This is a genomic window from Aliamphritea hakodatensis (assembly GCF_024347195.1).
GTDB classification, from domain to species: Bacteria; Pseudomonadota; Gammaproteobacteria; order Pseudomonadales; family Balneatricaceae; genus Amphritea; species Amphritea hakodatensis.
Map to the genome: position 1 here is coordinate 4412372 of NZ_AP025281.1, position 24755 is coordinate 4437126.

25 protein-coding genes are annotated in these 24755 nt (G+C 45.5%); 6 read left to right on the forward strand and 19 right to left on the reverse strand.

Annotation, left to right across the window (positions count from 1 at the left end; translation table 11 throughout):
- Positions 1-7: 7 nt before the first annotated feature.
- Positions 8-973, forward strand: a complete 966-nt coding sequence (locus PCI15_RS20005; protein WP_271271681.1) for an ABC transporter substrate-binding protein — start codon at positions 8-10, stop codon at positions 971-973.
- Entirely contained in the window at positions 970-3684 is a 2715-nt protein-coding gene (locus PCI15_RS20010) for an ATP-binding protein (RefSeq protein ID WP_271271682.1), read from the forward strand. Before PCI15_RS20005 ends, PCI15_RS20010 begins: the two co-directional genes overlap by 4 nt.
- Before the next feature lie 88 nt (positions 3685-3772).
- On the opposite strand, the gene PCI15_RS20015 is transcribed toward PCI15_RS20010, so the two are convergent.
- From PCI15_RS20015 to PCI15_RS20025, 3 genes are all read right to left on the reverse strand, one after another.
- Positions 3773-4144, reverse strand: a complete 372-nt coding sequence (locus tag PCI15_RS20015; RefSeq protein ID WP_271271683.1) for a hypothetical protein — start codon at positions 4142-4144, stop codon at positions 3773-3775.
- Positions 4145-4150: 6 nt separating this feature from the next.
- Positions 4151-4630: a DUF2489 domain-containing protein gene (locus PCI15_RS20020; RefSeq protein ID WP_271271684.1), complete on the reverse strand. Its 480-nt coding sequence runs from the start codon at positions 4628-4630 to the stop codon at positions 4151-4153.
- Between the two features lie 120 nt (positions 4631-4750).
- Positions 4751-6400, reverse strand: a complete 1650-nt coding sequence (locus PCI15_RS20025; protein ID WP_271271685.1) for a vWA domain-containing protein — start codon at positions 6398-6400, stop codon at positions 4751-4753.
- Between the two features lie 109 nt (positions 6401-6509).
- Here PCI15_RS20025 and PCI15_RS20030 point away from each other — a divergent pair, with 109 nt between their 5' ends.
- A complete protein-coding gene (locus PCI15_RS20030; protein WP_271271686.1) occupies positions 6510-7376 on the forward strand; it encodes a hypothetical protein in 867 nt (288 codons plus the stop codon).
- Between the two features lie 25 nt (positions 7377-7401).
- Positions 7402-7638, forward strand: a complete 237-nt coding sequence (locus PCI15_RS20035; RefSeq protein ID WP_271271687.1) for a hypothetical protein — start codon at positions 7402-7404, stop codon at positions 7636-7638.
- Positions 7639-7711: 73 nt separating this feature from the next.
- Here PCI15_RS20035 and PCI15_RS20040 read toward each other — a convergent pair whose 3' ends face one another.
- The 3 genes from PCI15_RS20040 to PCI15_RS20050 all read right to left on the reverse strand — a co-directional run bounded on the left by PCI15_RS20040 (position 7712) and on the right by PCI15_RS20050 (position 9906).
- The gene (locus PCI15_RS20040) at positions 7712-8101 is read right to left on the reverse strand and encodes a DUF3461 family protein (protein WP_271271688.1); all 390 of its coding nucleotides are present in this window, start codon (positions 8099-8101) and stop codon (positions 7712-7714) included.
- A 173-nt stretch (positions 8102-8274) separates the two neighbouring features.
- Complete coding sequence (locus tag PCI15_RS20045) at positions 8275-9054, reverse strand: spermine/spermidine synthase domain-containing protein (RefSeq protein ID WP_271271689.1); 780 nt, start codon at positions 9052-9054, stop codon at positions 8275-8277.
- Positions 9055-9063: 9 nt separating this feature from the next.
- Positions 9064-9906 carry a formylglycine-generating enzyme family protein gene (locus PCI15_RS20050; protein WP_271271690.1) on the reverse strand — a complete coding sequence of 281 codons (843 nt, stop codon included), beginning with the start codon at positions 9904-9906 and terminating at the stop codon, positions 9064-9066.
- A gap of 161 nt (positions 9907-10067) precedes the next feature.
- Between PCI15_RS20050 and PCI15_RS20055 the strand changes: the two genes are divergently transcribed.
- Both PCI15_RS20055 and PCI15_RS20060 read left to right on the forward strand, forming a co-directional pair.
- Positions 10068-10472 carry a DUF302 domain-containing protein gene (locus tag PCI15_RS20055; protein WP_512699169.1) on the forward strand — a complete coding sequence of 135 codons (405 nt, stop codon included), beginning with the start codon at positions 10068-10070 and terminating at the stop codon, positions 10470-10472.
- Between the two features lie 16 nt (positions 10473-10488).
- The gene (locus PCI15_RS20060; RefSeq protein ID WP_271271692.1) at positions 10489-11166 is read left to right on the forward strand and encodes an SRPBCC family protein; all 678 of its coding nucleotides are present in this window, start codon (positions 10489-10491) and stop codon (positions 11164-11166) included.
- A 15-nt stretch (positions 11167-11181) separates the two neighbouring features.
- On the opposite strand, the gene PCI15_RS20065 is transcribed toward PCI15_RS20060, so the two are convergent.
- The 13 genes from PCI15_RS20065 to PCI15_RS20125 form a co-directional block, all read right to left on the reverse strand.
- Positions 11182-11463 carry an HlyU family transcriptional regulator gene (locus PCI15_RS20065; RefSeq protein ID WP_271271693.1) on the reverse strand — a complete coding sequence of 94 codons (282 nt, stop codon included), beginning with the start codon at positions 11461-11463 and terminating at the stop codon, positions 11182-11184.
- Between the two features lie 54 nt (positions 11464-11517).
- The gene (locus PCI15_RS20070) at positions 11518-13458 is read right to left on the reverse strand and encodes a polysaccharide biosynthesis protein (protein WP_271271694.1); all 1941 of its coding nucleotides are present in this window, start codon (positions 13456-13458) and stop codon (positions 11518-11520) included.
- Positions 13459-13471: 13 nt separating this feature from the next.
- Positions 13472-14941, reverse strand: a complete 1470-nt coding sequence (locus PCI15_RS20075) for a DegT/DnrJ/EryC1/StrS family aminotransferase (protein ID WP_271271695.1) — start codon at positions 14939-14941, stop codon at positions 13472-13474.
- Positions 14938-15549 carry an acetyltransferase gene (locus tag PCI15_RS20080; RefSeq protein WP_271271696.1) on the reverse strand — a complete coding sequence of 204 codons (612 nt, stop codon included), beginning with the start codon at positions 15547-15549 and terminating at the stop codon, positions 14938-14940. Before PCI15_RS20080 ends, PCI15_RS20075 begins: the two co-directional genes overlap by 4 nt.
- The gene (neuC, locus tag PCI15_RS20085) at positions 15539-16666 is read right to left on the reverse strand and encodes a UDP-N-acetylglucosamine 2-epimerase (RefSeq protein WP_271271697.1); all 1128 of its coding nucleotides are present in this window, start codon (positions 16664-16666) and stop codon (positions 15539-15541) included. The genes PCI15_RS20080 and neuC overlap by 11 nt, the downstream gene beginning before the upstream one ends.
- Positions 16663-17727 carry an N-acetylneuraminate synthase gene (gene neuB, locus PCI15_RS20090; RefSeq protein WP_271271698.1) on the reverse strand — a complete coding sequence of 355 codons (1065 nt, stop codon included), beginning with the start codon at positions 17725-17727 and terminating at the stop codon, positions 16663-16665. The genes neuC and neuB overlap by 4 nt, the downstream gene beginning before the upstream one ends.
- Positions 17714-18409, reverse strand: coding sequence for an acylneuraminate cytidylyltransferase family protein (locus PCI15_RS20095; RefSeq protein WP_271271699.1), 696 nt, complete (start codon positions 18407-18409; stop codon positions 17714-17716). The genes neuB and PCI15_RS20095 overlap by 14 nt, the downstream gene beginning before the upstream one ends.
- Before the next feature lie 65 nt (positions 18410-18474).
- Complete coding sequence (locus tag PCI15_RS20100; protein ID WP_271271700.1) at positions 18475-19662, reverse strand: CDP-glycerol glycerophosphotransferase family protein; 1188 nt, start codon at positions 19660-19662, stop codon at positions 18475-18477.
- 35 nt (positions 19663-19697) lie between these two features.
- A complete protein-coding gene (locus tag PCI15_RS20105; RefSeq protein ID WP_271271701.1) occupies positions 19698-20918 on the reverse strand; it encodes an N-acetyl sugar amidotransferase in 1221 nt (406 codons plus the stop codon).
- Positions 20911-22131, reverse strand: a complete 1221-nt coding sequence (locus PCI15_RS20110; RefSeq protein WP_271271702.1) for a DUF4915 domain-containing protein — start codon at positions 22129-22131, stop codon at positions 20911-20913. The genes PCI15_RS20105 and PCI15_RS20110 overlap by 8 nt, the downstream gene beginning before the upstream one ends.
- Before the next feature lie 13 nt (positions 22132-22144).
- Positions 22145-22765, reverse strand: coding sequence for an imidazole glycerol phosphate synthase subunit HisH (gene hisH, locus PCI15_RS20115; protein WP_271271703.1), 621 nt, complete (start codon positions 22763-22765; stop codon positions 22145-22147).
- A 1-nt stretch (position 22766) separates the two neighbouring features.
- Complete coding sequence (hisF, locus tag PCI15_RS20120; RefSeq protein ID WP_271271704.1) at positions 22767-23525, reverse strand: imidazole glycerol phosphate synthase subunit HisF; 759 nt, start codon at positions 23523-23525, stop codon at positions 22767-22769.
- A 10-nt stretch (positions 23526-23535) separates the two neighbouring features.
- On the reverse strand, positions 23536-24753 hold the full coding sequence (locus PCI15_RS20125) for an N-acetyl sugar amidotransferase (protein ID WP_271271705.1): 1218 nt from the start codon (positions 24751-24753) through the stop codon (positions 23536-23538).
- Positions 24754-24755 lie beyond the last annotated feature (2 nt).

Consider the following 24755-nt stretch of genomic DNA (forward strand, 5'->3'; position numbering starts at 1 on the left):
TTAGCATATGGATAAGTGTGAACTGACCAGAAAGCCCCTGACTTACGGGGGTAAAATAGTGTTTAGCCTGTTTGCCCTGCTAGGCATTATTAAAGTATGTGTTGCCAGCGCAGCAGCACAGGCACTTATCGTCCTGAGTAACGAGCAACAGCCTTACCAGATTGTTAACCGTGAAATTATTTTGCAATCAAAAGGCCCGGTCCCCCAGACCATTTCAGTGGATAACTTACGTCATCGCCCTGTCAGTTACCTGCAGCAATTTAATCCACTGATTACTGTTGGCAGTGCTGCAGCCGATTATCTGTTTGCCAATGCCCCTGACGGCAGTCAGATTATCAGCAGCTTTATCCCCAAACCCGGTTACCGGCGTTTACTGAACCGTTATGCTCACCGGCTGCAGCAAGTTGGCCATACCGCAGTTTTTCTTGACCAGCCATATCACCGGCACATCAGACTGGCACGGGCCGTACAGCCTGACGCACGCAATCTGGGGGTAATACTCGGCCCCACGACAGGTAAAGATCTGCCGGCACTGGAAACAGCCAGCAAGGCAATGGGCTTCAGGCTCAATCATGATGAGCTGGTCAGTAAGGATAATCCGTTACAGATGCTGCAACCGATTATGGCCGGTTCTGATATTTTTCTGGCCTTACCCGATCAGGCAATTTTCAACCGGACAACCGCCAAGTGGATCCTGTTTATGAGCTATCAGCAGCATATTCCACTGATCGGCTTTTCCCGCAGTTACGTCGATGCCGGCGCACTGGCTGCAGTCATTTCCACACCGGAACAGATCGGCCTGCAAACCGCCGAAATTCTGAATCGGTACAATGACTCAGGCACCCTGCCCCCGGCCGGTTACAGCGCGTATTTTTCCGTCATTACAAACCCTCAGGTCGCCCGTAACCTGAATATTGAATTACCCGCGCCTTCTCAGCTTGAAGCCCGCCTGAAAGAGGTTGAACAACGATGAGTTTGCTGCAGAACGGCTTCGCCAAAGGCATTCGCCTTAAAGTATTTACCATCACACTGGTACCGTTACTGGTGATGACGCTGATGCTGGCCGGTTACTTCATTTCTACCCGAATCGCGGATAACGAAACGGCTCTGATTGAGCGGGGAGCAACCATGTCCCGGCTGATGGCTGCGGCAGCAGAGTTTGGCATCATCTCAGAACTCACACCGCAACTGAAAGCCCTGAGTAAAGGGCCAATACAGGAATCCGACGTTAAAGATGTAATTTTCCTCAACGCAAGCGGACAACTGATTTACCGCTCCACAGAAATCGACTTCCGGTTTATTCCCCGACCAACGCCCACATACAACCGACACAACGGTTACTGGTTGTTCGCCACACCGGTGATGGCAACCGGCATTCTGATAGATGACTCGCGGGAATATTCTGAACCCCAGACACCGGAAATACTCGGTTGGGTTGTCATTGCAATATCCAGTGAATCCATGCGCGAGCGGCAGCTGGATATTATTATTAATACCCTGATTTTATTGCTGATCGGAATTCTGGTGACTTTTGTTGTGGCTGCCCGGGTCGGACACACCCTGACAGATCCGATTATCGATCTCACAGAACTGGTGGGTAAACTCCAGCAAGGGCAACTCTCTGCCCGGGCCACCGAACAGTCTGACGCCGAAATCGGCTCCCTGGAACGGGGCATTAACCTGCTGGCAGAACGGGTCCAGGCCTCGAATCAGTTGCTGGAAAGCCAGGTTGATAAAGCAACCCAGCGCCTGCGCAAGACCATGCAATATCTGGAAACCCAGAACCATGCCTTACATAAAGCGCGGGAACGGGCTGATCAGGCCAATATGGCCAAAGATGAGTTCCTTGCACGCATGAGCCATGAGTTGCGTACCCCGCTGACTTCCGTACTCGGCTTTACCGGCCTGCTGAAACAGACTGATCTGAGTTATGAACAGCAGGAACATTGCCGGATCATCAGTCAGACATCTACCATGCTACTGGCAATCATCGATGACATTCTGGATTTCGCCAAATTGCAATCCAATGCCATTCATCTGGAAAGCATCCCGTTCAGCCCGGAGGAGTGCATTCACAGCGCCATAGAAATGCAGGCCCAAAGTGCTGCAACAAAAGGGCTGGAGCTGGTTTATCAGGTCAGCAATGAGATCCCGCCGGTGGTACTGGGTGACCCGATGCGCTTACGTCAGGTGGCCACAAACCTGATAGGCAATGCTATCAAATTTACTGAACACGGCCATGTCATTGTCAGCCTGAAACGCCTTGAAAGTGAGGATGACTCTGTACGGATAGAATTGACGGTACAGGACAGCGGAATCGGCATTGATCCGGAACAGCAGGCACACCTGTTCAGCGCATTTTCACAGGCTGATTCTTCCATTACCCGCCGTTTTGGCGGCTCAGGTCTGGGCCTGGTAATCGTTCGTAAACTGTTGGAGCTGATGGCTGGGGAAATACGGCTGAACAGCATGCCCGGACAGGGAACTGAATTCATCTGTGCACTGAACTGCCTGCCGGCCGCCTCTGCGCTGACCGGCACCGCCGCCCATTCCCTGACACACACCAAAGAACTGATTATCTATGACCGGCACCGCAGCAGTTTACAGGCCCTGACCCAACTGGCAGAAAACAGCGTGGCCCGGGTCTATCCATGCCGTACTCTGGAACATCTGAATAACTATATTGAACAGGCACCCGGCATAAACAGCGCGCTGATTTTTGGTCTGAGCGCCGATCCGGATACGGCACGTGAACAAAAGCGGCATATTCCGGCGCTGTTCCGGGGCTTTAAAGGCAATATCCTGTTATTGGTGCCGTCACTCAACAACGATGTCAGCGAGCTCACCCGGGGCCAGAACCATCACAACATCACCGTGCTGACCAAGCCCCTGCGCCGGGTCAACCTGAGCAAGTGGCTAAGCCACTCAGCAACAAAATCCGGACAGCCGCAGCTCATCAGAAAACTGCCAACCCTGACACCTGGCACCCGGGTACTGATCGCCGAAGACAATGACTTCAACCGTTTATTGCTGAGCCGGATAATGAGCACTGCCGGCGCGGTGGTATCTGAAGCCATTAACGGTTTACAGGCCATACAGCTGGCTGAACAGCATCAGCCGGATATCATTCTGATGGATGTCCATATGCCCCGGATTGACGGCATTGAAGCAACCCGGCAGATTCGCGGGCTGATGCCGAATGTGCCCGTCATAGCCCTGACAGCCAATGTGGTATCCAGTGAAGAACAGGCCCTGAGCGACGCCGGCGTCAACCGCATTGAATACAAGCCAATTAACGATACCCGCCTGCTGAATACCATGCGGCTGTTACTGAAACAGGAACAGGGCAGCTTACCGCCGGCAGCACGTCCCCACGATGAAAGCAGCGCAACGGACCTGAGTAATTACAAACTCAGCGCAGAAGACCTCCACGCTGAACTGTTGCGCCAGTTAGCCGCGCTGCAACAGGGGTTTTCCGCTCAGGATATCGGTAAATTACGTAATCATGCCCACCAGCTGACGGGACTTGCAGGCTTATTCGAACTGCCGGCGCTGGAACTGGCCAGCCTTGATTTAAGCCAGGCAATAAAAGCGGCCAATATAAAGGACAGCTGGCACTGCCTGTGGCGGTTACAGCGTTTGATCGAACACCATCAGTATCAGGATAATACTGAAGATGACTAAGGAACCGGCAAACAAGTCTGAAACGCCTCTGGCTTATTCGCAAGTTCTCTAACCCTGTGGGCTAAAAACCTGGGCCCCGGAAACCGGGTCAGAAATCCCGGCTGACTGGCGTATGCTTAATAATATGAATGAGTTTGTCCGCCTGTTCCTGAATATATGCCCTGCCGGCGGCATCATACAAACGGCCATGCAATCCGGGCTTAACCGGTAAATCAGTTAAGCCTTCATCGAATTCATAGCAGTGACGGCGGATCGTTTCCAACGCTTCATCATGAAAAATCGGCGAGCCCAGAAAGACCGCCCATGCCTGCTGATCGGTACTGCCTTCACTGACCCCCTTTAACAGCGCCAGCACAGCTTCCCGGCTCGGCCGGTAGGTGGGTGTACGCCCAAAGACCAGTGCGGCAATCAGCAATAGCAGAAACAGTAAGGTAACAAGAAAAACAACCAGAAACTGCATAGCGACTCAGTGATAACGGTCGAACGGATGCTGACGCAGCTTCCCGGCGGCGGTCAGAATGGCCTCTTTATGCGTGTTTTCCACGTCATCCATTAACTGCATATGAGGCAGTTTCTGTTTGGTTTTTAACGCTTTCCATTCCTTTAAGCGCGGAATATGCCGGGTCTTCTCGTATACCTCACTGAAGACAGCAAAATCATCATGCAAACACAGCTGGGGGTCCAGATTATCCAGCAACATCCGGCATCTGATGGAACCTTCAATCACTGACATTTCATCATTCATCAACGTCTGGGCAATGACCTGCAGGCTCTCCACCAAATATGCACGGTGTTCCTGAGCTTTCGTTGCCACGTCTTCCAGACGGCGCTGATTCTCTTCTTTCCGGGCCTTCTGCTGCCCCAGTAACCGTACAATGAACCACAGAGCCCCGGCACTGACCGCCAGCCCGACAACAATTAATCCGTAGACCACAGCCTCAGACATTCACAACCTCGATTATTTTCATTCACTATGTTGTGTATTATCCCCCAAAACCGGCCCCAGCTATAGGGGCCGGGCCGGTTCTGACAGAAAACAGTGGCAATCCTGCGGACACTTTTTATTTTAAAGTGCTGCCGTCAGCTGTAGTTGCTGAATAAAGCCAGCCCGGTAACCAAAACGGTCGACACCTTTAGCATCACGGGCAAGGTCAGCCAGAGACTGCCAGCTGAACGCCGACAATGCCTGATGATTGCGCAGCTTCTGGCCATAGCCGGCAACAGCGGCAGCGAAACGGAAATCCTGACTGCAGGCGGCGACCGGCTGACAACGGCTCCCGGTACGCACCGCCACCGCCTGTTCTTCACTGCTCCCGCCCTGCCAGGTTTTATAACGCAGGCGGATATGACCAAGTTCACCTTCGTTAATCTCCGGAACATCCTGCTTAACGGGCTGATAACGCAACGGATAGGTTTGCGGCTGATTCTGTAGCACTAACTCATACAGAGCAGTAACTGTCTGTCCCGCACCGACCTCACCCGCATCGGTACGTTCATCCAGAAAGGCTTCATCAGCCAGCTGACGGTTTTCATAACCAATCAGCCGGTAGCTCTGAACTACCGCAGGATTGAACTCCACCTGGATCCGGGCGTCCCAGGCCAGGGTATGAAAATTTGCCGTCAGCTGTTCACTCAGTACTTTGCGGGCTTCCTGCAGGGAGTCGATATAGGCAGCATTGCCGTCCCCGGCATTACTGAGCGTTTCCATCAGCTGATCATTATAATTGCCGTCACCAAAGCCCAGCACACTCAGGCTGACACCCTGCTTTCGCTGCCCACTGATGTATCGTTCCAGTTCTTTTATACCGGTCATGCCCAGATTAAAATCACCGTCGGTGGCCAGCAACACCCGGTTCACGCCCCCCTCAACCAGGTGCTCAACTGCTGTGTTATACGCCAGCTTTAACCCCCCTTCACCATAGGTACCACCGCCGGCATCCAGTGCATCAATGGCCTGCAGGATTTTGCTACGCTGGTTGCCGGGTGTAGCATCCAGCACCTGGCGTACATTGCCTGCATAGGTGATCAGGCTGATCCGGTCATCAGCATCCAGCTGTTTTACCAACAGCTTCAGTGACTGTTTAACCAGCGGCAGTTTGTTGGCATCATTCATTGAGCCGGAGACATCCACCAGAAAGACCAGATTTGCCCCTTTATCGCTGCTGATATCCTGAGCCTTCATCGCCACTTTTAACAGACTGGCATCAGCATTCCACGGGCTGACGCCCAGCTCGTAGCCCAGAGACAGCGGTTTGCCAGTATCCGAAACGGGATAGTCATAGCTGAAGTAATTCACCAGTTCTTCGGTCCGTACCGCATCCACCGGCGGTAACCGGCCATCGTTAATGAAGCGCCTCACATTGGCAAAGCTTGCTGTATCGACATCCAGACTGAAAGTGCTCAGCGGTTGTGTTTGCGGCGACAGGTACGGGTTATCATCAAACGTCTGGTAATTCTCATAGGACGGTTCCGGGTGAATAATCCCGGGCTGAATTATCCCGGAATTAACAAAGTACTCCTGCATGGCAACAGCATCCGCCTGCATACTGCGCTTCACCATCTTCGACGCGCTCAGGGCTTCCTGTTCCTGCATCACTTCCGGCACCGGCTGCACCTGCACCGTTGGCTGCTGACCCGTCTGCCGGGCACAGCCGGCGACGGTTGCAATAACAACAGCCGATACGGCCAATGCAATATATGTTTTCCTGACTGACATACTGAATTCCTCGCATAAAGTATTTGCACCTATGCTAAGTTTTCAGCAGGCTATGTACTGATACCAGATCCAGACAAAAACGGGCTTCTGATTTTATAGACTTTATGTTATGGCAAACTTATACAGTAAAATTCACCGGCTGAAAGCGCAGGGCTGGACCTGGGATGAGTTTCTGCACCGGATCAGCCTGATTTATCCGCCGGGGATTGATGAAAAAACCCTGTACGGGCTTTACCGGCAGCCACACCGCAAGGCGTCCAGGCATATTCGCCAGATTCTCGAGCAACTGCATGATCAGTGTTTTCCCTCGCCTTTCCCGGCTGCTGCAGAGGCCCTGATCGGCCTCTATAACCGGCAGGTAAATACCCCCCGCCACCCGGATCTCGCTGCTGAACAGCAGGCACTGAGCATTTTCCTGCAGGAAGCCCGGCAACACGGGCCGCTTCTGTACCGAGCCAGGCTGTACTGGCTCAGTGGCAATATTCAGCTGGATCAGTTGGGCGTGTTCCGGAAAAACGGTAAGCTCAGACAATTAACCGCCGCTCAGCAACAGGGCATAGCGTTTTATCAACAGAGCCTGTCACTGCTGGAAGAGTCGCAGCAAAGCGCTGAATTACCGGCGGATATTGATGCCTTTACCTTTTATAAGCTACGGCAAAACATGCTGGCCTGTTACCTTAACGCCCTGACACCGGATGCCCGCAGTGAGAGCAGTAAACTGCTTGAGTATCTGGAGGCCTGCGATTTTATCTGCAGCACCAAACAGCTGCTGACGGCCGAGCCTTTTCAGTGGTTACCGGCCCGCAACGGACTGCGGTTCAGCTCTCTGACCCATAACGCTGAAGACTGTCACTGGTTTTACCAGGCCCTGTGTACCGCAAATAAAGCCTTTACTGATCTGCACTACAGCCCTGAAAATACACCGTCTGTTGTCAGCAGCATTGAGTTCCGCTGGGCAATTGAAAATGTTTTATGAAATCTGACACATAAAGGAATGGGATATGACCCCGGTACGCTTGTTTATTGCGTTTATTATCAGCCTGTTACTGATCAGCTGTGCAGTCGATTATCAGCAGGAACGCGCACCTGAGCAGAAAAGTCAGCAACAACAGCAGAGCAAGCCTGCCGCCAGCAGTATTGAGCAGGAGTCACATGAAGCGGTACAGGATTCAGCCGAACCAGCCCTGAAACGGGCACCGACCGATGATGATGATGACGATATGTTACGGCTTGATTAGACCTTTCAGATCAAATTCAGAAGCGGCCGGGCGGCGCTTCTGAATCTGCTGAAAAATAACCTGTCTGTCAGGTTTACAGCTCGTCGATACGGCGACGCAGCTCATCGACTTTGCGGGTAACAACCTTTTCCAGGTGATCCAGCTCTTCGATTAAATGTTCTTTCTTGTCTTTTGCCTGCTTCTCACCGGCAACTAACTGATCCAGTTCTGCAACGGCTTTCAGAAAGTATGGAGAGGCTTCAGTTGTATCGCGGAACGGCACAAAACCGCTATCCGTCGGAACAGCCTTATGGGCACGCTTAAACTTAAACTTCTTGCTCTTTGCCATCCACTCGCCCTGATGGCGATGCAGATAGATCTTCAGCACGTCGATATCATTTTCGATGCGCGAAGAGTAACGCTGGATATCGTACGGATCTTCGATACCCATTTCTTTCAATGTTGGAAATTTTTCAGCAGACATCAACCCACTCCTTGTAAAAAATTGACAAACCATGGCCATTATAGGGCAGTCAGAGACAATTCTTAAGAGAGTATTTCTAACGAATGACCCAGAATGAGTTCATCAGTTTACATTATCGAAAAAAACTGAAAACTGGCCGGTGAAAGTGAATCGTTACTTACCCTGTACAGTCTTTATCTAAAGGGCTCAGGAAGATATGTCAGATGATCCAGCAGCGTTTTGAAATCCAGCCCCCAGTCATCTGCCAGTTCATCAGCATTCTTTTTGAGCACCTCTGACACGACACAGGGATAGTGCCGGCAATAAATCACAACGTTCTCAAAACCTTCCATATGAAAAATGACTACATGTGAAAAATATTGACGAATAATTGTCACAACCTGAAGCAACACCGCCTGCTCAGTCAGCAAGAGATTCACAACCAGACAACCGGTGAAATGCATCCGTTCATACAGACTAAGCCAGAGCGATTCTTCCAGCAGCCGGTCCTGACAGCCATCTGATCCGAACAGGTCAACACAGATCAGGTCATACTGTTCAGCCGTTTGCTGCAGATATTCAAATGCATCTGCCTCAATCACTTTAACGCTTTCAGGCAACGCAAAATAACGGCGGGCTGCAGATAAGACATCGGCATTTAACTCGACGGACACTATGTCACAACCGGGTAAGTGCCTGGTCACAAAACGCTCGACAGCCCCCCCGCCAATGCCCAGATTCAGCAGACTGCGGGGTTCACTCCCCATCACCAGACTCATCATCATTGCCTGAACATAGGCAAACACAGGCCTTGACGGCTCATCCGTATCCATGGCGGCCTGCAGATAATGCTCATCAAGCTGAATCCAGCGAATGCTGTTTTTTTCCAACACCCGCAGGGATGCCGCGATATCCTCGAAGACGACCGTACCGTCGGTGAAGCTGTGGCTGAATTCTTCCCGGCTTAAAAACATACTCAGACCCTATTGATTGTATTCTGCCGGATACACGCAGCGAATACCGTTTGAACCGTATAAATCCGGATTACCGGTTACCGGCTTTGCAAACCGGTTTGACACCCGCTGGGCCGGTGGCTTTTCATCCCAGGAACCGCCTTTAATCACTTTACGCCGGCCTTCCGGAGGGCCGGTTAAGTGCCCTTTGGCATAATACTCACGGTGCGCCCGGGGATGATACCAGTCCATCAGCCATTCACTTGTCCCGCCGATCATATCGAACAGGCCATAATCATTCGGCGGAAAGCTCCCCCTGGGCCATGTCAGATCACGCCAGCAGCCATCCGTTTCCGTATCGGCCTTCCCGGGGGCATATGGGTCAATAACCGCCCGGGAACAATCCACCGGGGTACTCCCCCATGGAAATGCCGTAGCAGCCCCTGCCCGGGCCGCCCACTCCCATTCAACATCATACGCCAGGCGGCCACCCTGCCACTGACAATACTGCAGCGCCTGATCCCAGTTAACACAGTTCTGCGGATAATTATCACGCCCCGGTGCACCGTAGTTACAATAGTGCGTCCGGCGGTAATCAAACGGGACGGTACACACACCGGCCTCCACACAGGCACGGTATTGCGTAACAGACACTTCATGGATACCGATACGGAAATCACCCACGGTGACCCTGACGCCTCCTGCTGGCCCTTCATCGGTATCACATTCGGTGTCCCCCCCGGAGCAGCCAAGCTGATAGCTGCCTCCGGGGATGAGCACGGTCTGCGGTGAAGCGGCAAAACTCTGCGGGGCAACCAGTAAACTCAGCAATACGGCTGTATTCATGAATAGCCGGCTTTGATGTAACGTCATATCAACTCTCAGACCTGATCCAATAACATACTGACACAAGCGGTATAAAGCAGGCTACACCACTGGCTTAACGGACATAAATTATGGTGTCCCGGACATAGTGAAGATCACTTTCCCGCTTTAGCATTGCCTGTTTCCGTTAACTGTTCTGGTAAATTCACATGGACCACTGCGCAACACAGGGCTTAATACATACTCCAAGTCGTCATAGCTGTACAACAACGACTGAACGGCTGGAATTACTGATCACAGAAAAAAAGATGGCGGTTATTGCCAATGTCGATCATGCCGCCTCGGCAGCAAAAATAAACGAAACATTGCGTCCAACCACCCTTCTCCTGTTTGGTAATCCACAGGCCGGTACACCGCTTATGCAGAACAGCCAGACGGCCGCAATCGATCTGCCACAGAAATATCTGGTATGGGAAGACCAGCAGGGTCAAACCTGGATAACCCACAATGATCCTGCCTATATTGCTGCACGCCATAACACGGAAGGTCTGGATACATTATTGGGGAACGTCACGACTGCGCTACAATCTATAGCAACAGCAGCAGGAGAATAGCGGATAACCTGACACAATGAACCCAACGGATGCTTTCGGACTGAGGACGCCGGGCCTGCTCAGACTGGCAGGCCTGCTGATACTGTTAATGGCCCTGACAGGCTGCAGTGCTATCGGTAAACAGCCTGTCGCGGATTCGGCTGAAGATGGCAATATTATTGTCAGCCTTCATGATTACCCGCTCAGTGAAGAAAAAAACAGTGCGTTTAAACAGGTAAAGGCGCACCTTATAACCGGAAAACCTCCGGCACTGGTTTTCCGGGTAATCAGCGACCTGCCCCTCACTCCCACGTGGTTCAGCCACCTGCAGGGTATTGAAACCCTTGAAGTGTATTCCCCGAGAAGCTTCCTGACCCGGGCCACACTCAACAGCCCCTGGCCGTTTACAGACCGGGATATCATCAGTTGCATTACCACAGAGTTTGGAGCGGACCAGATCATCATCCGGCTTAAGGACTGCCATACTGAATACCCTCAGCAGGACAATACCCTGAGAATTACGGCATCGGATTCGCGCTGGATTATTTCTGATCTGGGCGATCAGACACGGATTGATTATGAGGCCTGGACCGATCCGGGCGGGAATGTTCCTGCGTTCTTCTATAACGCACTGCTGACAGAAACAACGCAAGAATCACTGAGCAAACTTAAACAGTTACTCGAAATAAAATCACTGGCCGATTACAGCTACTGAACCGACCGGTTGCTGTCAGAATATGGCATCGCCCTGCTGATCGATCATCTGACGTGCCTTACGCACCATTTCATCACGGCAGGACTCCGCCGAAGGCAATAAATCCGCCCGTACAAAGGTATGCGATTGATCACCTTTCACAATCTCACCGCAGATCCGATACTGGCTACCTTCCTGCTGTGGCGTCGGTGTAATGGTATAACCTTCGTATTCGACCGGTGGAAAACTTTCTGTCACCGGCTCAGCGGGCGCTGAACCGCCCGAAAACATCGACTTTAACGCTGAAAAAAGACTCACACCATTCTCCTGATTAACCAACAGTTCTCTGTATTCTACTGTTGAAGCCTGTGCCTAGTGAAGCTTCTGTGCTTCAGACTCAATACGCTGCTGCTGTTTTGTATAGATTAAATCCCGAATCTCATGCTGCGGGTTATAACCGTTCACCACCTCTAATAACAGTGTACGAACACGGTCATACGCAAATTCATCGAGGGAACTGCGCATATCAGCCAGCACCTTCTCCAGCTCATCCCAGCTAAGCATCACTTCAGATGCACGCATAATCATCTCATGTTCAGTGCGCTGAACATTATCGCCAATGAGCAGCTCTTCATAGAGTTTTTCACCGTCACGCAAACCGGAAAAAACAATCTCAATTTCACCGTCCGGATTCCCCTCATCTTTCACTGAGTGCCCGGAAAGATTAATCATCTTTTTAGCCAGAGATTTAATCTTAACCGGCTCTCCCATATCCAGCACGAAAACATCACCGGAACATCCCATGGAACCGGCCTGCAGCACCAGACAGGCAGCTTCAGGAATCGTCATGAAATAACGGGTAATTTCAGGATGGGTAACGGTCACAGGACCACCATCCTGAATCTGTTGCTTAAACAGCGGAATGACTGAACCGGAAGAGCCCAGCACGTTTCCGAAACGTACCATGGCGAAACGAATCGCAGAGGTCTCTTTTTCACGTAATGCCAGCCCCTGTAAAACCAGTTCAGCAAAGCGCTTACTGGCACCCATAACGTTGGTTGGCCGTACTGCTTTATCGGTAGAAATCAGAACGAAATTTTTTACACCGCACTTAATCGCCGCCTCAGCGGTATACCAGGTCCCTAGCAGGTTATTGCGAACCCCTGCCAGAATATTGGCTTCCACCAGGGGCACGTGCTTATACGCAGCCGCATGGTAAACAGTATCGATTGCATACTCAGTCATGACCTGTTCAAGCATTGCTTTATCCAGAACATTACCGAGGATCGGTATCAGCTGAATCCCCTCAGGCAGTACCAGCCGAAGTTCACGTTCAATGCTGTATAGCGCAAACTCTGTTAATTCATAGATAACGACTGTGGTTGGTTGCTGCGCAATAATCTGCCGACATAATTCTGAACCAATGGAACCACCGGCACCGGTAATAAGCACACGCTGATTAAGGATACAGCGGTCCAATAGGTTCTGATGAGGCTTTACTTCTTCCCTTCCCAGCAAGTCGGCAATATCGATTTCCCGAACGTCACTGATAGTCACTTTGCCGCCGGCCAGGTCGGAAAGGCCAGGGAGTGTAAGGACTCTTACTCGCTCATCAGCAAGAGAATCAACGATTTGTTTTCTTCTGCTGGTAGAAGCTGACGGTAAAGCTAGCAAAACGGCATCAACTGTAAATTTAGCAATCAAAAGATCAATATCAGTGTAAGAATACACACGAACACCGTGGATATCTGAACCAACTTTACCTAAATCGTCATCAATATAAGCAACAATTTTATATTCGTCAGAATGAAATAGTGCAGTTGCTAATTGGCGTCCTGCTGACCCGGCCCCATAAATCAAAACCTTTTCAACAGCTTTTGGCTGTAGTCGTTCTCTTGCCGGCAACTGACTTAGTATCACCCAGCGAACTAACATACGCATGCCACCAACGGCAACAATAGCCACAAACCAGTATATGAAAATCACAGAACGCGGAATTGCTTCAGGTAACCCCATCAAATGAACAACCGTAGCCCATAAAACGATATGTAAAGATATGGCTTTTACAATTATCCAAAGCGTTTTATTTCCGATATAACGTGTTACCGCACGGTATAACCCTAGCTTCCAGAAAACGGGGATCCCAATAAAAGGAGCGAGCAAATATGCAGGCCAATGAACAAAGTCATTGGCCAAGAGCTCACCATATCGAAGAGAGAAACTAAACCAACAACACAGTATTAAAAAAATACTGTCAGAAAAAATAAAAAGAAAACGTTTTTGAGATCTACTTAATCTGTTAAAAAAAGTCATTCGATTGCCTTCATCAAGAACACGCTTGTACAAGCTCACTAATTACTCTATCTAACTGAAACTTATTAAGCTGTGTTCCAGAAGGCAAACAAATCCCTTTATCAAACAACAAATCACTGCATGATAAATCATCACTATGGGCAAAATACTTACAATCTGCAAAAATTGGTTGTAAATGCAGAGGCTTCCATACACGCCGGGCTTCTATTCCTTTTTCAGACAAATTATCAATGACAGTCTGCACATCGCTTTCAACATTTTTATTGATAAGCCCTACAGTCAACCATCGGTTTGAACGTCCAAAATCAGCTTCGGGCATCCAATCAATAAGGGTACTTAAAGAGCTTGCTTCATAATAATCAAAGATAGCTCTTCTCTGCTCTACTCTGGAATCTAAAACCTTTAACTGCCCTCTGCCAATTCCAGCAAGGACATTACTCATACGATAATTAAAACCAACTTCAGTATGTTGATACCAAGGAGCAGGGTCTCTTGCTTGAGTTGCTAGGTGCCTTGCTCTTTTAATCAACTCAATGTCATCTGAAATTAACATTCCACCACCCGAAGTGGTTATTATCTTATTACCATTAAATGAATAAACACCTAAATGCCCGATTGAACCACTGGATCTTCCTTTATATGTAGCCCCAAGCGACTCGGCGGCATCTTCGATAATAGGGACATTGTACATATCACAAAGATCCTTAATTGGATCCATATCAGCACTCTGGCCGTAAAGATTCACCACAACAACAGCTTTAGGTAGGCGGTTGGTAATGACAGCATCTTCAAAAGCTCGCTTCAAAGCTTCTGGCGACATATTCCAAGAGTCTAATTCAGAGTCAATGAAAACAGGCACAGCCCCCTGATACATTATTGGGTTTGCGCTAGCAATAAATGTAAGAGATGAACAAAAAACTATATCCCCTGGTTTGACATCCAGTAGTACTAAGCCCATATGAATCGCAGCAGTTCCAGAACTCAAGGCAGCGCCATAACCCCCTTGAACTTTCTCAACAAGCTCATTCTCGAAAGCATCAACATTAGGACCTAATGGTGCTATCCAATTAGTTTGAAACGCCTGATTAACATAATCTAACTCCAAATCTCCCATGTGTGGAGTAGAAAGTAGAATTCTGTCATTTAAGTCTGAGATACTTATTAACTTAACAGGGCGACCAGAATCATCGATAATTGGAATCTGATTTACGCCCGCCTCTTTCATTAGGGTCAATAGCTCGACCGATGAAGTATCAAGCTTTGCCGTTACAGGCTTTTTGTTACCAAATTGAATATTCTTTGCATGCAAAGGCATGTCTGAAAGCAACAACCTTCGAATATCACCATCAGTAATCGTACGCTGTAGCTGACCACTTTTATCGACGACTAAAAGTATACCTTTGGCACCTTGATCCATTTTTTGCAGTAATTCCTGCAAACTGTGCTTTTCATCAACAATTAAGTTTACAATAGAATCTTTCACAGAAGGCCTCTAGCAGGTATGCCTGCAACACGTTGATTATCAGCAATATCTTTTGTTACCACGGCACCAGAACCGATAACTACATTACTGCCAATATTAATTCCTGGTAAAATAGTTGCCCCACTGCCCACTAAAACAAAATCCCCAAGCACAACGCCACCTCCCAGAGTTGCATTAGGTGCAATATGACAATATTCACCGATACGACAATCATGATCTACAACAGCTCGATGATTAACAATTGTCCCTTTTGAAACAAAAGATTCAGGACCAATCACGGATCCAGCCGCTATTAGAACACCATCATCAAGCTCTACAAATTTAGCTATACATGATGATGGATGGATTAATGTACTCCATGATTCAACAAAGGGTGACAGTTTTTCCGTTAATGTAAAACGAATATGGTTATCACCAATTGCGATATGCCCAATCTTTGGCAATTCACTATAGCTATCTAAATATTCTATTTCGTAGCCTAAAACAATAGAGCCTTTCAACTCTATATTATTATCATAAACCAAGGGCCTGATTGATAAACAAGCCATCAAATCCAAGACTACTTTGGCGTGTCCACCTGCACCGAGAATAAAGTAATCAGTATGCATTTATTTTCTTCAAAATATGTTTATCTAATGAGATGTTCTGAAGCAACTCCACAATTTTTTCACCGGCAAAACCATCACCATATATATTATCAACAGGAGTTTTACTTGTTTGTAACTGTTTGATGGTACTGTGTCTGATCACTTCAAAATCTACGGAGACATCAGTTATATTTGCACTTCGTTCTCTACCAAACTGACGATCACCTATATTAATAACAGGCGTATCAAAACTCGCAGCTTCTAATATACCACTACTTGAATTGCCAATCATGACATCTGAATGCTTGAGCCACTGGAGGTACGTCTCTCTCGATAAATGCTCTACTAAGCGAAATGAACCAGAGAAGCCATTAAGGACCATACGGATAGATTCACCGCCGATATCTGAATTAGGCATCAAGAATAAAATTTGAAGATCATCAATCGACGCTACGGCTTCGGCTAGCTGAAGAGTCTGTCTCTCAATGTCGTCTAACTCCTGTACCACCGGATGGAAAATAACCAAAGCGCATTTCTGATTAGGGTCAAACCCGTTCTGGAGCAAAAACTCATCCCGGGTAGAAAAACTTATATTCACAACATCATCAAGTCCTGGAGCCCCTGTGACATATACATTATCACTTTTCTCACCCATTTTAATTAATCTCTGGCGCGCCCCTTGAGTAGAAGCAAAGTGAAAGTGTGATAATTTGGAAATAGCATGCCTCACTGGCTCATCAACAGTCCCGGATAACTCTCCCCCATGTATATGAACTATATGAATGCCTAAGTGTAACCCAGCTATCGCAGCTGCTAACATTTCTCCTCTGTCGCCTAGCAAAAGTAATATATCAGGCTTGAAGTTCTCAATCGTATCAACAACACCATTCAGCTCATCAGCAATCGACTTAGCCATAATGGAAGGTTTGTCAGAACCAAGATTTACCGCGAATCGGTTGACTATAGGTAAACCCGATTTTTCAATATCAACAATAGTATTTCCATACTGCTTACATAAATGCATCCCTGTAACGGCTATTCCAAGCTCAAGATTATCGGCAGCATTAATTTTATCAAGAGTACTCTGCATCAGCCCAAAATCAGCTCTAGTACCTGTTATATATAAAATACGTCTCATTTTTTTCTGATATCATCCCATTCAAGCGTACTACCCGCCACCATATCACGAGTTAAAGTTAGCCCTATGAGCTTATCCAAGTCTGCAGGAGCTATGCCATTCCCCGGTCTCATTAAAGTAAGATCAGAAATAGTAAGTTTTGTATCTGCAGATATATCATTTACTAAAACAACACTTCTTCTGGCAGCTATACGTGTATCCAGTTCAGACTCTACAGGCGCCTTAATACCAGAGCCCTTAATTAACTGATAGTTTCTTATATCCTGAATCATTGAATGTAGCTCACAAGGCTCTAGTGAAGCGGCATGGTCCGGCCCGTCCATGGTTCGATCTAAAGTAAAATGCTTTTCAATAATGCTCGCTCCCATAGCACAGGCTAATGGAGCCACAAAAGTACCGGCTGTATGATCAGAATACCCTACAGGTAACCCGAAGGTAGACGCCAGGGTCTGCATGGCAAGTAAGTTAACATCACATAAAGGAGTCGGATAATTAGAAGTACAATGCAACAATGATAATGCTTCTGATAACGGACTGTTAAATCCTAAAGCCTGCCGTACTAATTTAATTTCATTAACAGCAGTTGACACTTCAGATAAGTCAGACATCCCCGTTGATAAAATCAAAGGTATGTTTTTGGCTGCCAGGTACCTTATAAAAGGTATATTAGTAATTTCGCCTGAAGGGATTTTAATTTTATTGCAACCTAGGCCAATTAAAAAATCAGCCGCAGATTCATCAAAAGGGGTCGAAAGAAAATCAATATCTCTGGATTTACAATAATCTGATAGTTTTCTATGAGACTCTTCTGTTAACTCTAATGATTTCAGCATTTCAAGTTGATTACCTTCACCAACCTGATCTACTTGATACTTTGCTTTTTTTGCAGCTGCAGTAACAAGCTTTTCTGCTGTGAAAGTTTGAAATTTTATTGCATCAGCACCCGCACTGACTGCAACATCAACCATATCAAATGCTAATTTTTCACAGCCATTATGATTAACACCGGCTTCGGCTATTACATAACAGTGCTCTGGTACAGTTTTGTCAAATTCTTGCATTATAGACAGCCTCAGCTATTGCCCAATCATCAGGTGTATCAATATCCAAAGATTCAATCGATGAGTTAATTATCAATCCCTTTGTCGGAGTCGTATAAAAAGATTTAGAAGATAGAAAATCAGTGACAGGGAAAAGATAAAGAAGCCCATTTAAAGCATATATATCCGATAACCCCTGACTCTGAATAGTTTCATCAAAATCACTAATGAAACTAGAAATATTACCTTGTTTATCTAGAGTCTTTGTCCATAAAGGATGTGGTTTTGCCGGACTAACAGAAACAACTGAGTGTTTTGCACTATTCGACACAAAAAGATCAACTGCTTTTATAATGCTTTCAGTGGTACGAAACGGCGAAGTTGGTTGCAAAATCATGATTGCATCTGGTGTTTCATCACCATTGCTTTTAATAAAATTCAGGGTTTCAAGAACAACCTCAATTATGCTGGCGGAGTCTTTTGATGCATTTTCTGATCGAGGATGTGTAACAGCATTTGCTTTTGAAGCCAAAGATAAAATCTCATCAGAATCGCTCGAGACAACTATTTTATTAAAGCAACCAGATTCTTCAGCCGTACTTATCGATAATTCAATAAGTGTTTTTGAACCTAATACCTTTATATTCTTATTAGGTAGCCTTTTAGATCCCCCCCTTGCAGGAATCAGTGCATATATATTCACTACATCTCCTTTTCACCTAGTTTTAAGGTATGTGTACAAGCTAATAAAACCAGCAGACAGAAATATCAATTATCTAATATTACATCAGAAACCAATTTAGCTGAAACACCTAAACTTTCTGGCAAAAAGCCTGATAAGCTTGGCAATACTAATTTATTAATTGCCTGAGGAAGCTCATCTATACTTGAAACCCGTACAGACAGACCTAATTTTTGGTATGGGGGGTAGTCTTCTTCACCTATAGCGACAGTAAACTTACCAATCAACGCTGCTTGCAACCCAACAGTTGATGTTTCAAAAACAACAACATCGGATGCCCAGACTATACTTTCTATAGGATATCTATTATCAAGTAAATGCCCCTTCGGACCTAACTTTAAACTATGATAGTTACTATTAGGATGAGGCCTTATTCCAAAATAAAGCTCTGTATCCTCGCATATTGCCCTGAGCTTTTTAGCAACTTCATTAACATCAGCAAAATGCAAGCCTCTTAAGGAGACTCCTCCAGGTGATCCAATCCAGGTGATCAGTTTACTTTCAGCCGGAATCCCCAAACGCTGTCTGAGTTCAGCACCATTTTGCTCAAATTCTTTTGAAAACAACTGGTCGAACGCTGGATTTCCAGTCACATGTACCTTTGCATCGATATTTGGAAACCCTAACAAATAATCTTTCACATAATCTGAGATTACAGTAACATCTGATGCATAATCACTTGCACAAATATACTTAGACTCCTGAATTAAAAATAAATCTGACACAGCGACACTTTTAATCCCGAGACGTTTAGCAGCTTTATGTATTGCCAACTCTGAACGAGGACTGGTTGTACTAACAACGATATCAGGCTTTTCCGCTAGCAAAAACTCTTCCATCGTTAAGTCAGGTTCAAAACATATTCGTCCATCACCTATAAATTTAGTTAAGGCCTCATCTGCTCCGTACTTCCTAATAAGGTCCTGAATACCTACATGATAATAAGCGCTATTTTCGTTATCCGTAATCGAAGGATGTGCTGAGTGCGGAATATTAAACGCAGAAAAGTCATATTTTTCATACTGAATATATGACTCAAATACATCATAACCGACACAAGGGATATCGTGCTTCTCAAACTCTTGTCTTGCTGTAGAAAAACCAATAACTAAAATGTCACAGCAGTTCCTGGCTATTAGCTCTTTATAGACAGGAACTAACGACTGAACATGGCCTCCACCATAACAACACAGAACTATACGCAACTTATCCAAATTAATTACCAACTAAAAAATACTGAAAGGTAGGATTAAAATCCTACCTGACCATTTAACTTCCAAACCCCATTGTCATTATTCCAGAGCCGTTCGTTCCGCCACCTATTTTCAATACGCGCCAGTTGAGAAGGTGTAAGGCCGCAGTACTCTAAAAATGTATTTTTAGTTTTCTCGCTTGGGTATTCAGTATCATATTTATGTACTAATGCAACGCCTTCATCACGATCGATTAAGTGTTCCCTAATTTCATGAGCAGCATCTGAAGTACACCGTGATATCCCGAATTTTAGCAAGGCGAAATAGTAGTGATACGGGTCGATCTGATCATCCAGTGATGCGTACTTAGAAAAGGTTCCTTCAGAACGACCTTCCGGGTTTGCAAGAAAATTTGTATGCTCAGCACAATAAAAATAATGCTTCTGAGGCTGCCAGTTTAAATAATAACTGGCAAAATGCCGCTCTATTCCTTTGCACCGTTCCAGCTCTTCAGAGCTTGGAGGCATATACATGTTCAAATCCTTCTCGGAGAACCCATGATTTTTCCATTCATCAATGGGAAAACCGGATAACCAATACTCATCGGCATCATCAGCACAAAACCCAATTGCATTTTCTACCGATGCATCACCACCATATTCAGCTTCTCCATTTTCACCATCAAAAATTAAATCTATTCCATAAGCAGCTGCTATTTTTAATGGTAAATACGATTGGCCATAGATAAATGGCTGGAAAGGATCACCAATCAAAATAGTAGACAACCGGGTCATTAACCGGTGTGTATATCCATCAGGAAATAATAATATATTATTAAACCCACTATGAATTTTCGCCTGTAAATTTCTGAAACCTATTTCAGTGTATACATGCGGCGCCCATGTCATGGTAAGGGGATTCATTCCATACTTTTCTTTCAGTATGTGAGCGACATATACGCTGTCTTTACCACCACTAGACGGCACCAACACATCAAAACGTCCGTCATTCCGGCGATGTTTATTACATACTTCCTGAAGACGGGCCTCCCGCTCATTCCAATCAATCGAGTTGTCTTTTGACTCCCAATACCGGCAAGCATTACAGACTCCGTCAACGAAGCCTATACGGGGCCTTTGATTTGAAATAACGCAACGCTTACAGTACTGAACGTTCTTTGGAAGTGAATACTTTTCATCAATGTGAACTTTCTTATCAATAAGTGCTTCAAGCTCTTGAGATAACGGCGGCAACGGCCGAAAGACATCGTTATACATGTGTTATAACCTTAATATCATGGATATTCATAATCGTATTTATCGGTATAAAGCGAACAGCCTTACTATCAGTATCAAATAAGTGGATGCCGGAATCTACAGATACAACACTGCCTTGCGATACACGATCTGAAAGATACATATCCTGACTCTGCCCTACTACCATAACACCCTGATATTCATCCAGTCCTCTGGCAAAGCCACCTATATTGTAGCATTCATTACCAAAGCCACTGACCAGGCTTCCACGCATCGAATCAAGAACCCATAATTTTCCACCTATGACCTTCGGACTATGAGGCTTCCATAACCCAGAAATACACTCAGTTGCCAATTCGTCGCTCTGAAGGTCATAATGTGAAACGCCGCCATCGAAAACGCCTAGCTTATAGTTTCCAGACTTAGAAAAATAACTAAATAATAATTTGCCATCATAAAGTTCTAAGTCATTGATATGAGCTTCTCGATTACTCCCCTCACGACTTAAAAAGTTCAGTTCAGTAATAGTCAAATTTAAGGAAAGCGGCTCATTAATTACTAATATTGAGTCATCACCTGCATTAGCAATATAAACGGTATTATTAACTTCATCTATTGCCAAACCACAATAATTTGGTTTAGGTAAAGATATTCTTTTCTCTACAACATAATCAGAATTAATGAATACTAACTCTCTTTCAACGTAATCTACAGCAACAATAAACCCGTTATAATATTCAAACTGTCTAAAAGATCCCTTGACAAGCTTTGTAAATTCTTTAGTCGCAGTATTAAATTTAAAAAGCCCTCCCCCCACGCGACTAGATCTGGCACGGGTTTGGTCATTATAATCAGAGCTTGCGATCAAAACCTCAAAGTTTTTTTCGTGGAAATCTTTAATTTTTCTGTAATCTCTAAAATCGGGTGAGCAACAAAAATCAACTCCAGATTTAAGCCCCATATTTTCGAGAGTATCCACAATCCCTTCAAACTCACCTGCGGTGATAATGAAAAACGGGGAATCTGAGCAATCTATCTTCTCGATAGGTGATATAGGCAAACCAAAATATTCCGTACCATGATACGTAATATCCCTGTCGACTATACCATGTATATTCGCCGTGATTTTTTTTATAGCCTTGTGAACCCAATCTTCAGAACGGCCATAAAGATATATTTTACTTTTTTCTTTACAGCGTAAATTTAATTCATTCCAGCTAAGCCATACAGACATACTTCACCTTCTACTAAATACTCATCGTATTTTTTAACAGTTTTATACCAGCCAGACCACTTTTCTCAGGGTGAAACTGAAATCCAATAACGTTATCTTTTTGGACGATTGCAGCAATTTTACTATTTCCTCTCTCATAGTATGCCACTAAATCCCGCTCATTATTCAGCTTAAAATAGTAAGAGTGGACAAAGTAAAAAGGATCCTTACATGAGTCTAAGTTAAATGTAGGATTCGTATTTAATTTAACATCTATCCAATTTATTACAGGCAAAACATTTCTACCCTGTACAACATCGGGAATTAAATCAACCGTGCCATCAATCAAACCCAACCCGGGATTAACTCCAAACTCATTCCCACTTGTTGCTAAAAGCTGCATACCTAAGCAAATACCTATCAGAGGTTTACCCGAGTTAGCATGTTCCAATACTGCATCAAACAACCCATTACTCTGTAATTTTTCTGTTGCTGACGAGAACGAACCAACCCCGGGGATATATAAGTTATCTGCTTCATTTAATTGCTCAGGCTGATCAATTAATTGCACACGATCATACCCAGCAGCAATCAATGCACGGGACAGACTTTTTACATTGCCAGCACCATAATCCAGAACCGAAGCTAACTTCACATTACATCCTCACAGGGTACCCTGCTTCTGAAACTCTTTTCTTGACATCAGAAATAGTAAACTTATTAAAATGAAACCCATCAGCTATCGCAATTGCATCAACACCGGTTCTGAGAACGTTATCGATATGGTCAAGTTTACCAAATCCCCCACTAGCAATAACAGGTACAGTGACTGCATCCACAATACTTTGCGTCAGTTCTATATCAAACCCCTTCCCGGTGCCTTCTCTGTCAATAGAAGTAATCAGAACTTCACCAACTCCCCTATTACATGCTTCAACAGCCCAGGCAACCGCATCAAGTTTTGACGGCTCACGCCCACTCTCAGTAAATACTCTCCACGTACCGTCTTTCGTTTGCTTGGCTTCTATCGATAAAACAAGGCATTGAGAACCAAATTCATTTGCGATTTCATCTAAGAGATCAGGACGACTGACTGCAGCAGTATTAATTGCAACTTTATCCGCGCCAGAGTTCAGAAGAATCCTGACATCCTCTACTGACCGTACCCCTCCTCCAGCGGTGACTGGAATAAAGCAAGAATCCGTTGTTTGTGCAACAATTTCGCTCATGTTCGAGCGACCATACAAACTAGCAACAACATCAATATACAGTAACTCATCCGAGCTACTCATATAGTACCGTTTTGCAAAATCATTAGGCTCACCAACTGGCCTTAACCCTTCCAGATGCACCCCCTTTATAAGTCTGGGGCCTTTAACATCTAAACGAGAAATAACTCTAACCTGTTGTTTCATCAGCTACCTTTTAAACTTCACTCTTCCAAATTGGATTTACCAGTTCCCATTTATCAAATTTCTTTTGCCATAAATGAGGGCTTCTGAAGTTTTCTATAACATCATGATATCTATCAATCGTAATCCCCATATAGTTACAACAATCTACTATATATTGTTCAGGAAATTCACCATCGAAACGTTTTACTAAACTAATTCCTTCCGCACGAGTAATATCGCCATTACGGATTTCTTGAGCACTATCATATGTTGCCCGACCAATACCAAACTTTATCGTTGTAGTGTGATAATGTAACCAGTCAATTTTGTCATCCAGGGAACTATATTTACTAAAACTTCCCTCTGTTCTATGATAGTTTGGTTCAAAATCAGTATTTTCTACTGAGTAATAATATGTTTCTTGTGGGTGCCACTTAACATAATATCCCAAATAATGAACTTCAGTCCCAACCCTATCTAATTCATGAGGATTAACTGGAAAGTAGGCTTCCAAATCAGAGAGTTTAAAATCATATTTTTCTATTAACTCGATTGCGGGAACACCGCCTAAAACAAGGTCAGAAATACTTTCCTCGGAAGAAAAATATTTATTATCTCTAGTCGGTTTTTCATTATCTTCGATAGCGTTACCATACTCAGCTTCATTTTCACCAAAGATAACTAAAGGGATATCAAGAAGTACAGACAACCGAGGCGCTAAGTTTTTTTGCCCAAGAATAAATGGCTGAAAAGGATGACCAAGATTTTCAAAAGCAGACTTAGTTAAAAATCGATGCAACTTACGATTTTGATTGTACGTATAATTTGCAAAACCAGCGTCTAGCCAAGCTTCAAAATTTTGACGTCCTATTTTAGTATACAACGCTGGAGGCCATGTTATGAGTATAGGATTCATATTATACTTATACTTCAACATGTGCGCGGCCTGCACACTATCTTTCCCTCCACTCCCGGGAACAACTACATCATATCGGCCATCGTTGCGACGAAAGCGGTTACACAACTCTTCTAGTTCAGCTTCTCTGGTAGACCAGTCAATATTCTTCTTTTTTTCTGCGTATCTACATGCATCACAAACCCCTTCATCATCGAACGCCAGGGTTTTTTTCTTCTCATCAGCTTTTTGCTTAAACTCAACTGTTGAAGCAGGCCGCTGATTATTCATTGTACATTTTTTACAAAACTTAACTTCAAGAGGAAGTCCATATTTACCCGTTAATTCAGTCATAA

Coding starts and splice junctions, on each gene's coding strand:
- PCI15_RS20050 (WP_271271690.1), bottom strand. CDS start 9,906: ATGACGTTACATCAAAGCCGGCTATTCATGAATACAGCCGTATTGCTG.
- PCI15_RS20125 (WP_271271705.1), bottom strand. CDS start 24,753: ATGACTGAATTAACGGGTAAATATGGACTTCCTCTTGAAGTTAAGTTT.
- PCI15_RS20030 (WP_271271686.1), top strand. CDS start 6,510: ATGGCAAACTTATACAGTAAAATTCACCGGCTGAAAGCGCAGGGCTGG.
- neuC (WP_271271697.1), bottom strand. CDS start 16,666: ATGAGACGTATTTTATATATAACAGGTACTAGAGCTGATTTTGGGCTG.
- PCI15_RS20035 (WP_271271687.1), top strand. CDS start 7,402: ATGACCCCGGTACGCTTGTTTATTGCGTTTATTATCAGCCTGTTACTG.
- PCI15_RS20005 (WP_271271681.1), top strand. CDS start 8: ATGGATAAGTGTGAACTGACCAGAAAGCCCCTGACTTACGGGGGTAAA.
- PCI15_RS20010 (WP_271271682.1), top strand. CDS start 970: ATGAGTTTGCTGCAGAACGGCTTCGCCAAAGGCATTCGCCTTAAAGTA.
- PCI15_RS20110 (WP_271271702.1), bottom strand. CDS start 22,131: ATGTCTGTATGGCTTAGCTGGAATGAATTAAATTTACGCTGTAAAGAA.
- PCI15_RS20070 (WP_271271694.1), bottom strand. CDS start 13,458: ATGACTTTTTTTAACAGATTAAGTAGATCTCAAAAACGTTTTCTTTTT.
- PCI15_RS20020 (WP_271271684.1), bottom strand. CDS start 4,630: ATGTCTGAGGCTGTGGTCTACGGATTAATTGTTGTCGGGCTGGCGGTC.
- PCI15_RS20105 (WP_271271701.1), bottom strand. CDS start 20,918: ATGTATAACGATGTCTTTCGGCCGTTGCCGCCGTTATCTCAAGAGCTT.
- PCI15_RS20040 (WP_271271688.1), bottom strand. CDS start 8,101: ATGTCTGCTGAAAAATTTCCAACATTGAAAGAAATGGGTATCGAAGAT.
- hisF (WP_271271704.1), bottom strand. CDS start 23,525: ATGAAACAACAGGTTAGAGTTATTTCTCGTTTAGATGTTAAAGGCCCC.
- PCI15_RS20015 (WP_271271683.1), bottom strand. CDS start 4,144: ATGCAGTTTCTGGTTGTTTTTCTTGTTACCTTACTGTTTCTGCTATTG.
- PCI15_RS20080 (WP_271271696.1), bottom strand. CDS start 15,549: ATGCATACTGATTACTTTATTCTCGGTGCAGGTGGACACGCCAAAGTA.
- neuB (WP_271271698.1), bottom strand. CDS start 17,727: ATGCAAGAATTTGACAAAACTGTACCAGAGCACTGTTATGTAATAGCC.
- PCI15_RS20060 (WP_271271692.1), top strand. CDS start 10,489: ATGAACCCAACGGATGCTTTCGGACTGAGGACGCCGGGCCTGCTCAGA.
- PCI15_RS20055 (WP_512699169.1), top strand. CDS start 10,068: ATGGACCACTGCGCAACACAGGGCTTAATACATACTCCAAGTCGTCAT.
- PCI15_RS20045 (WP_271271689.1), bottom strand. CDS start 9,054: ATGTTTTTAAGCCGGGAAGAATTCAGCCACAGCTTCACCGACGGTACG.
- PCI15_RS20025 (WP_271271685.1), bottom strand. CDS start 6,400: ATGTCAGTCAGGAAAACATATATTGCATTGGCCGTATCGGCTGTTGTT.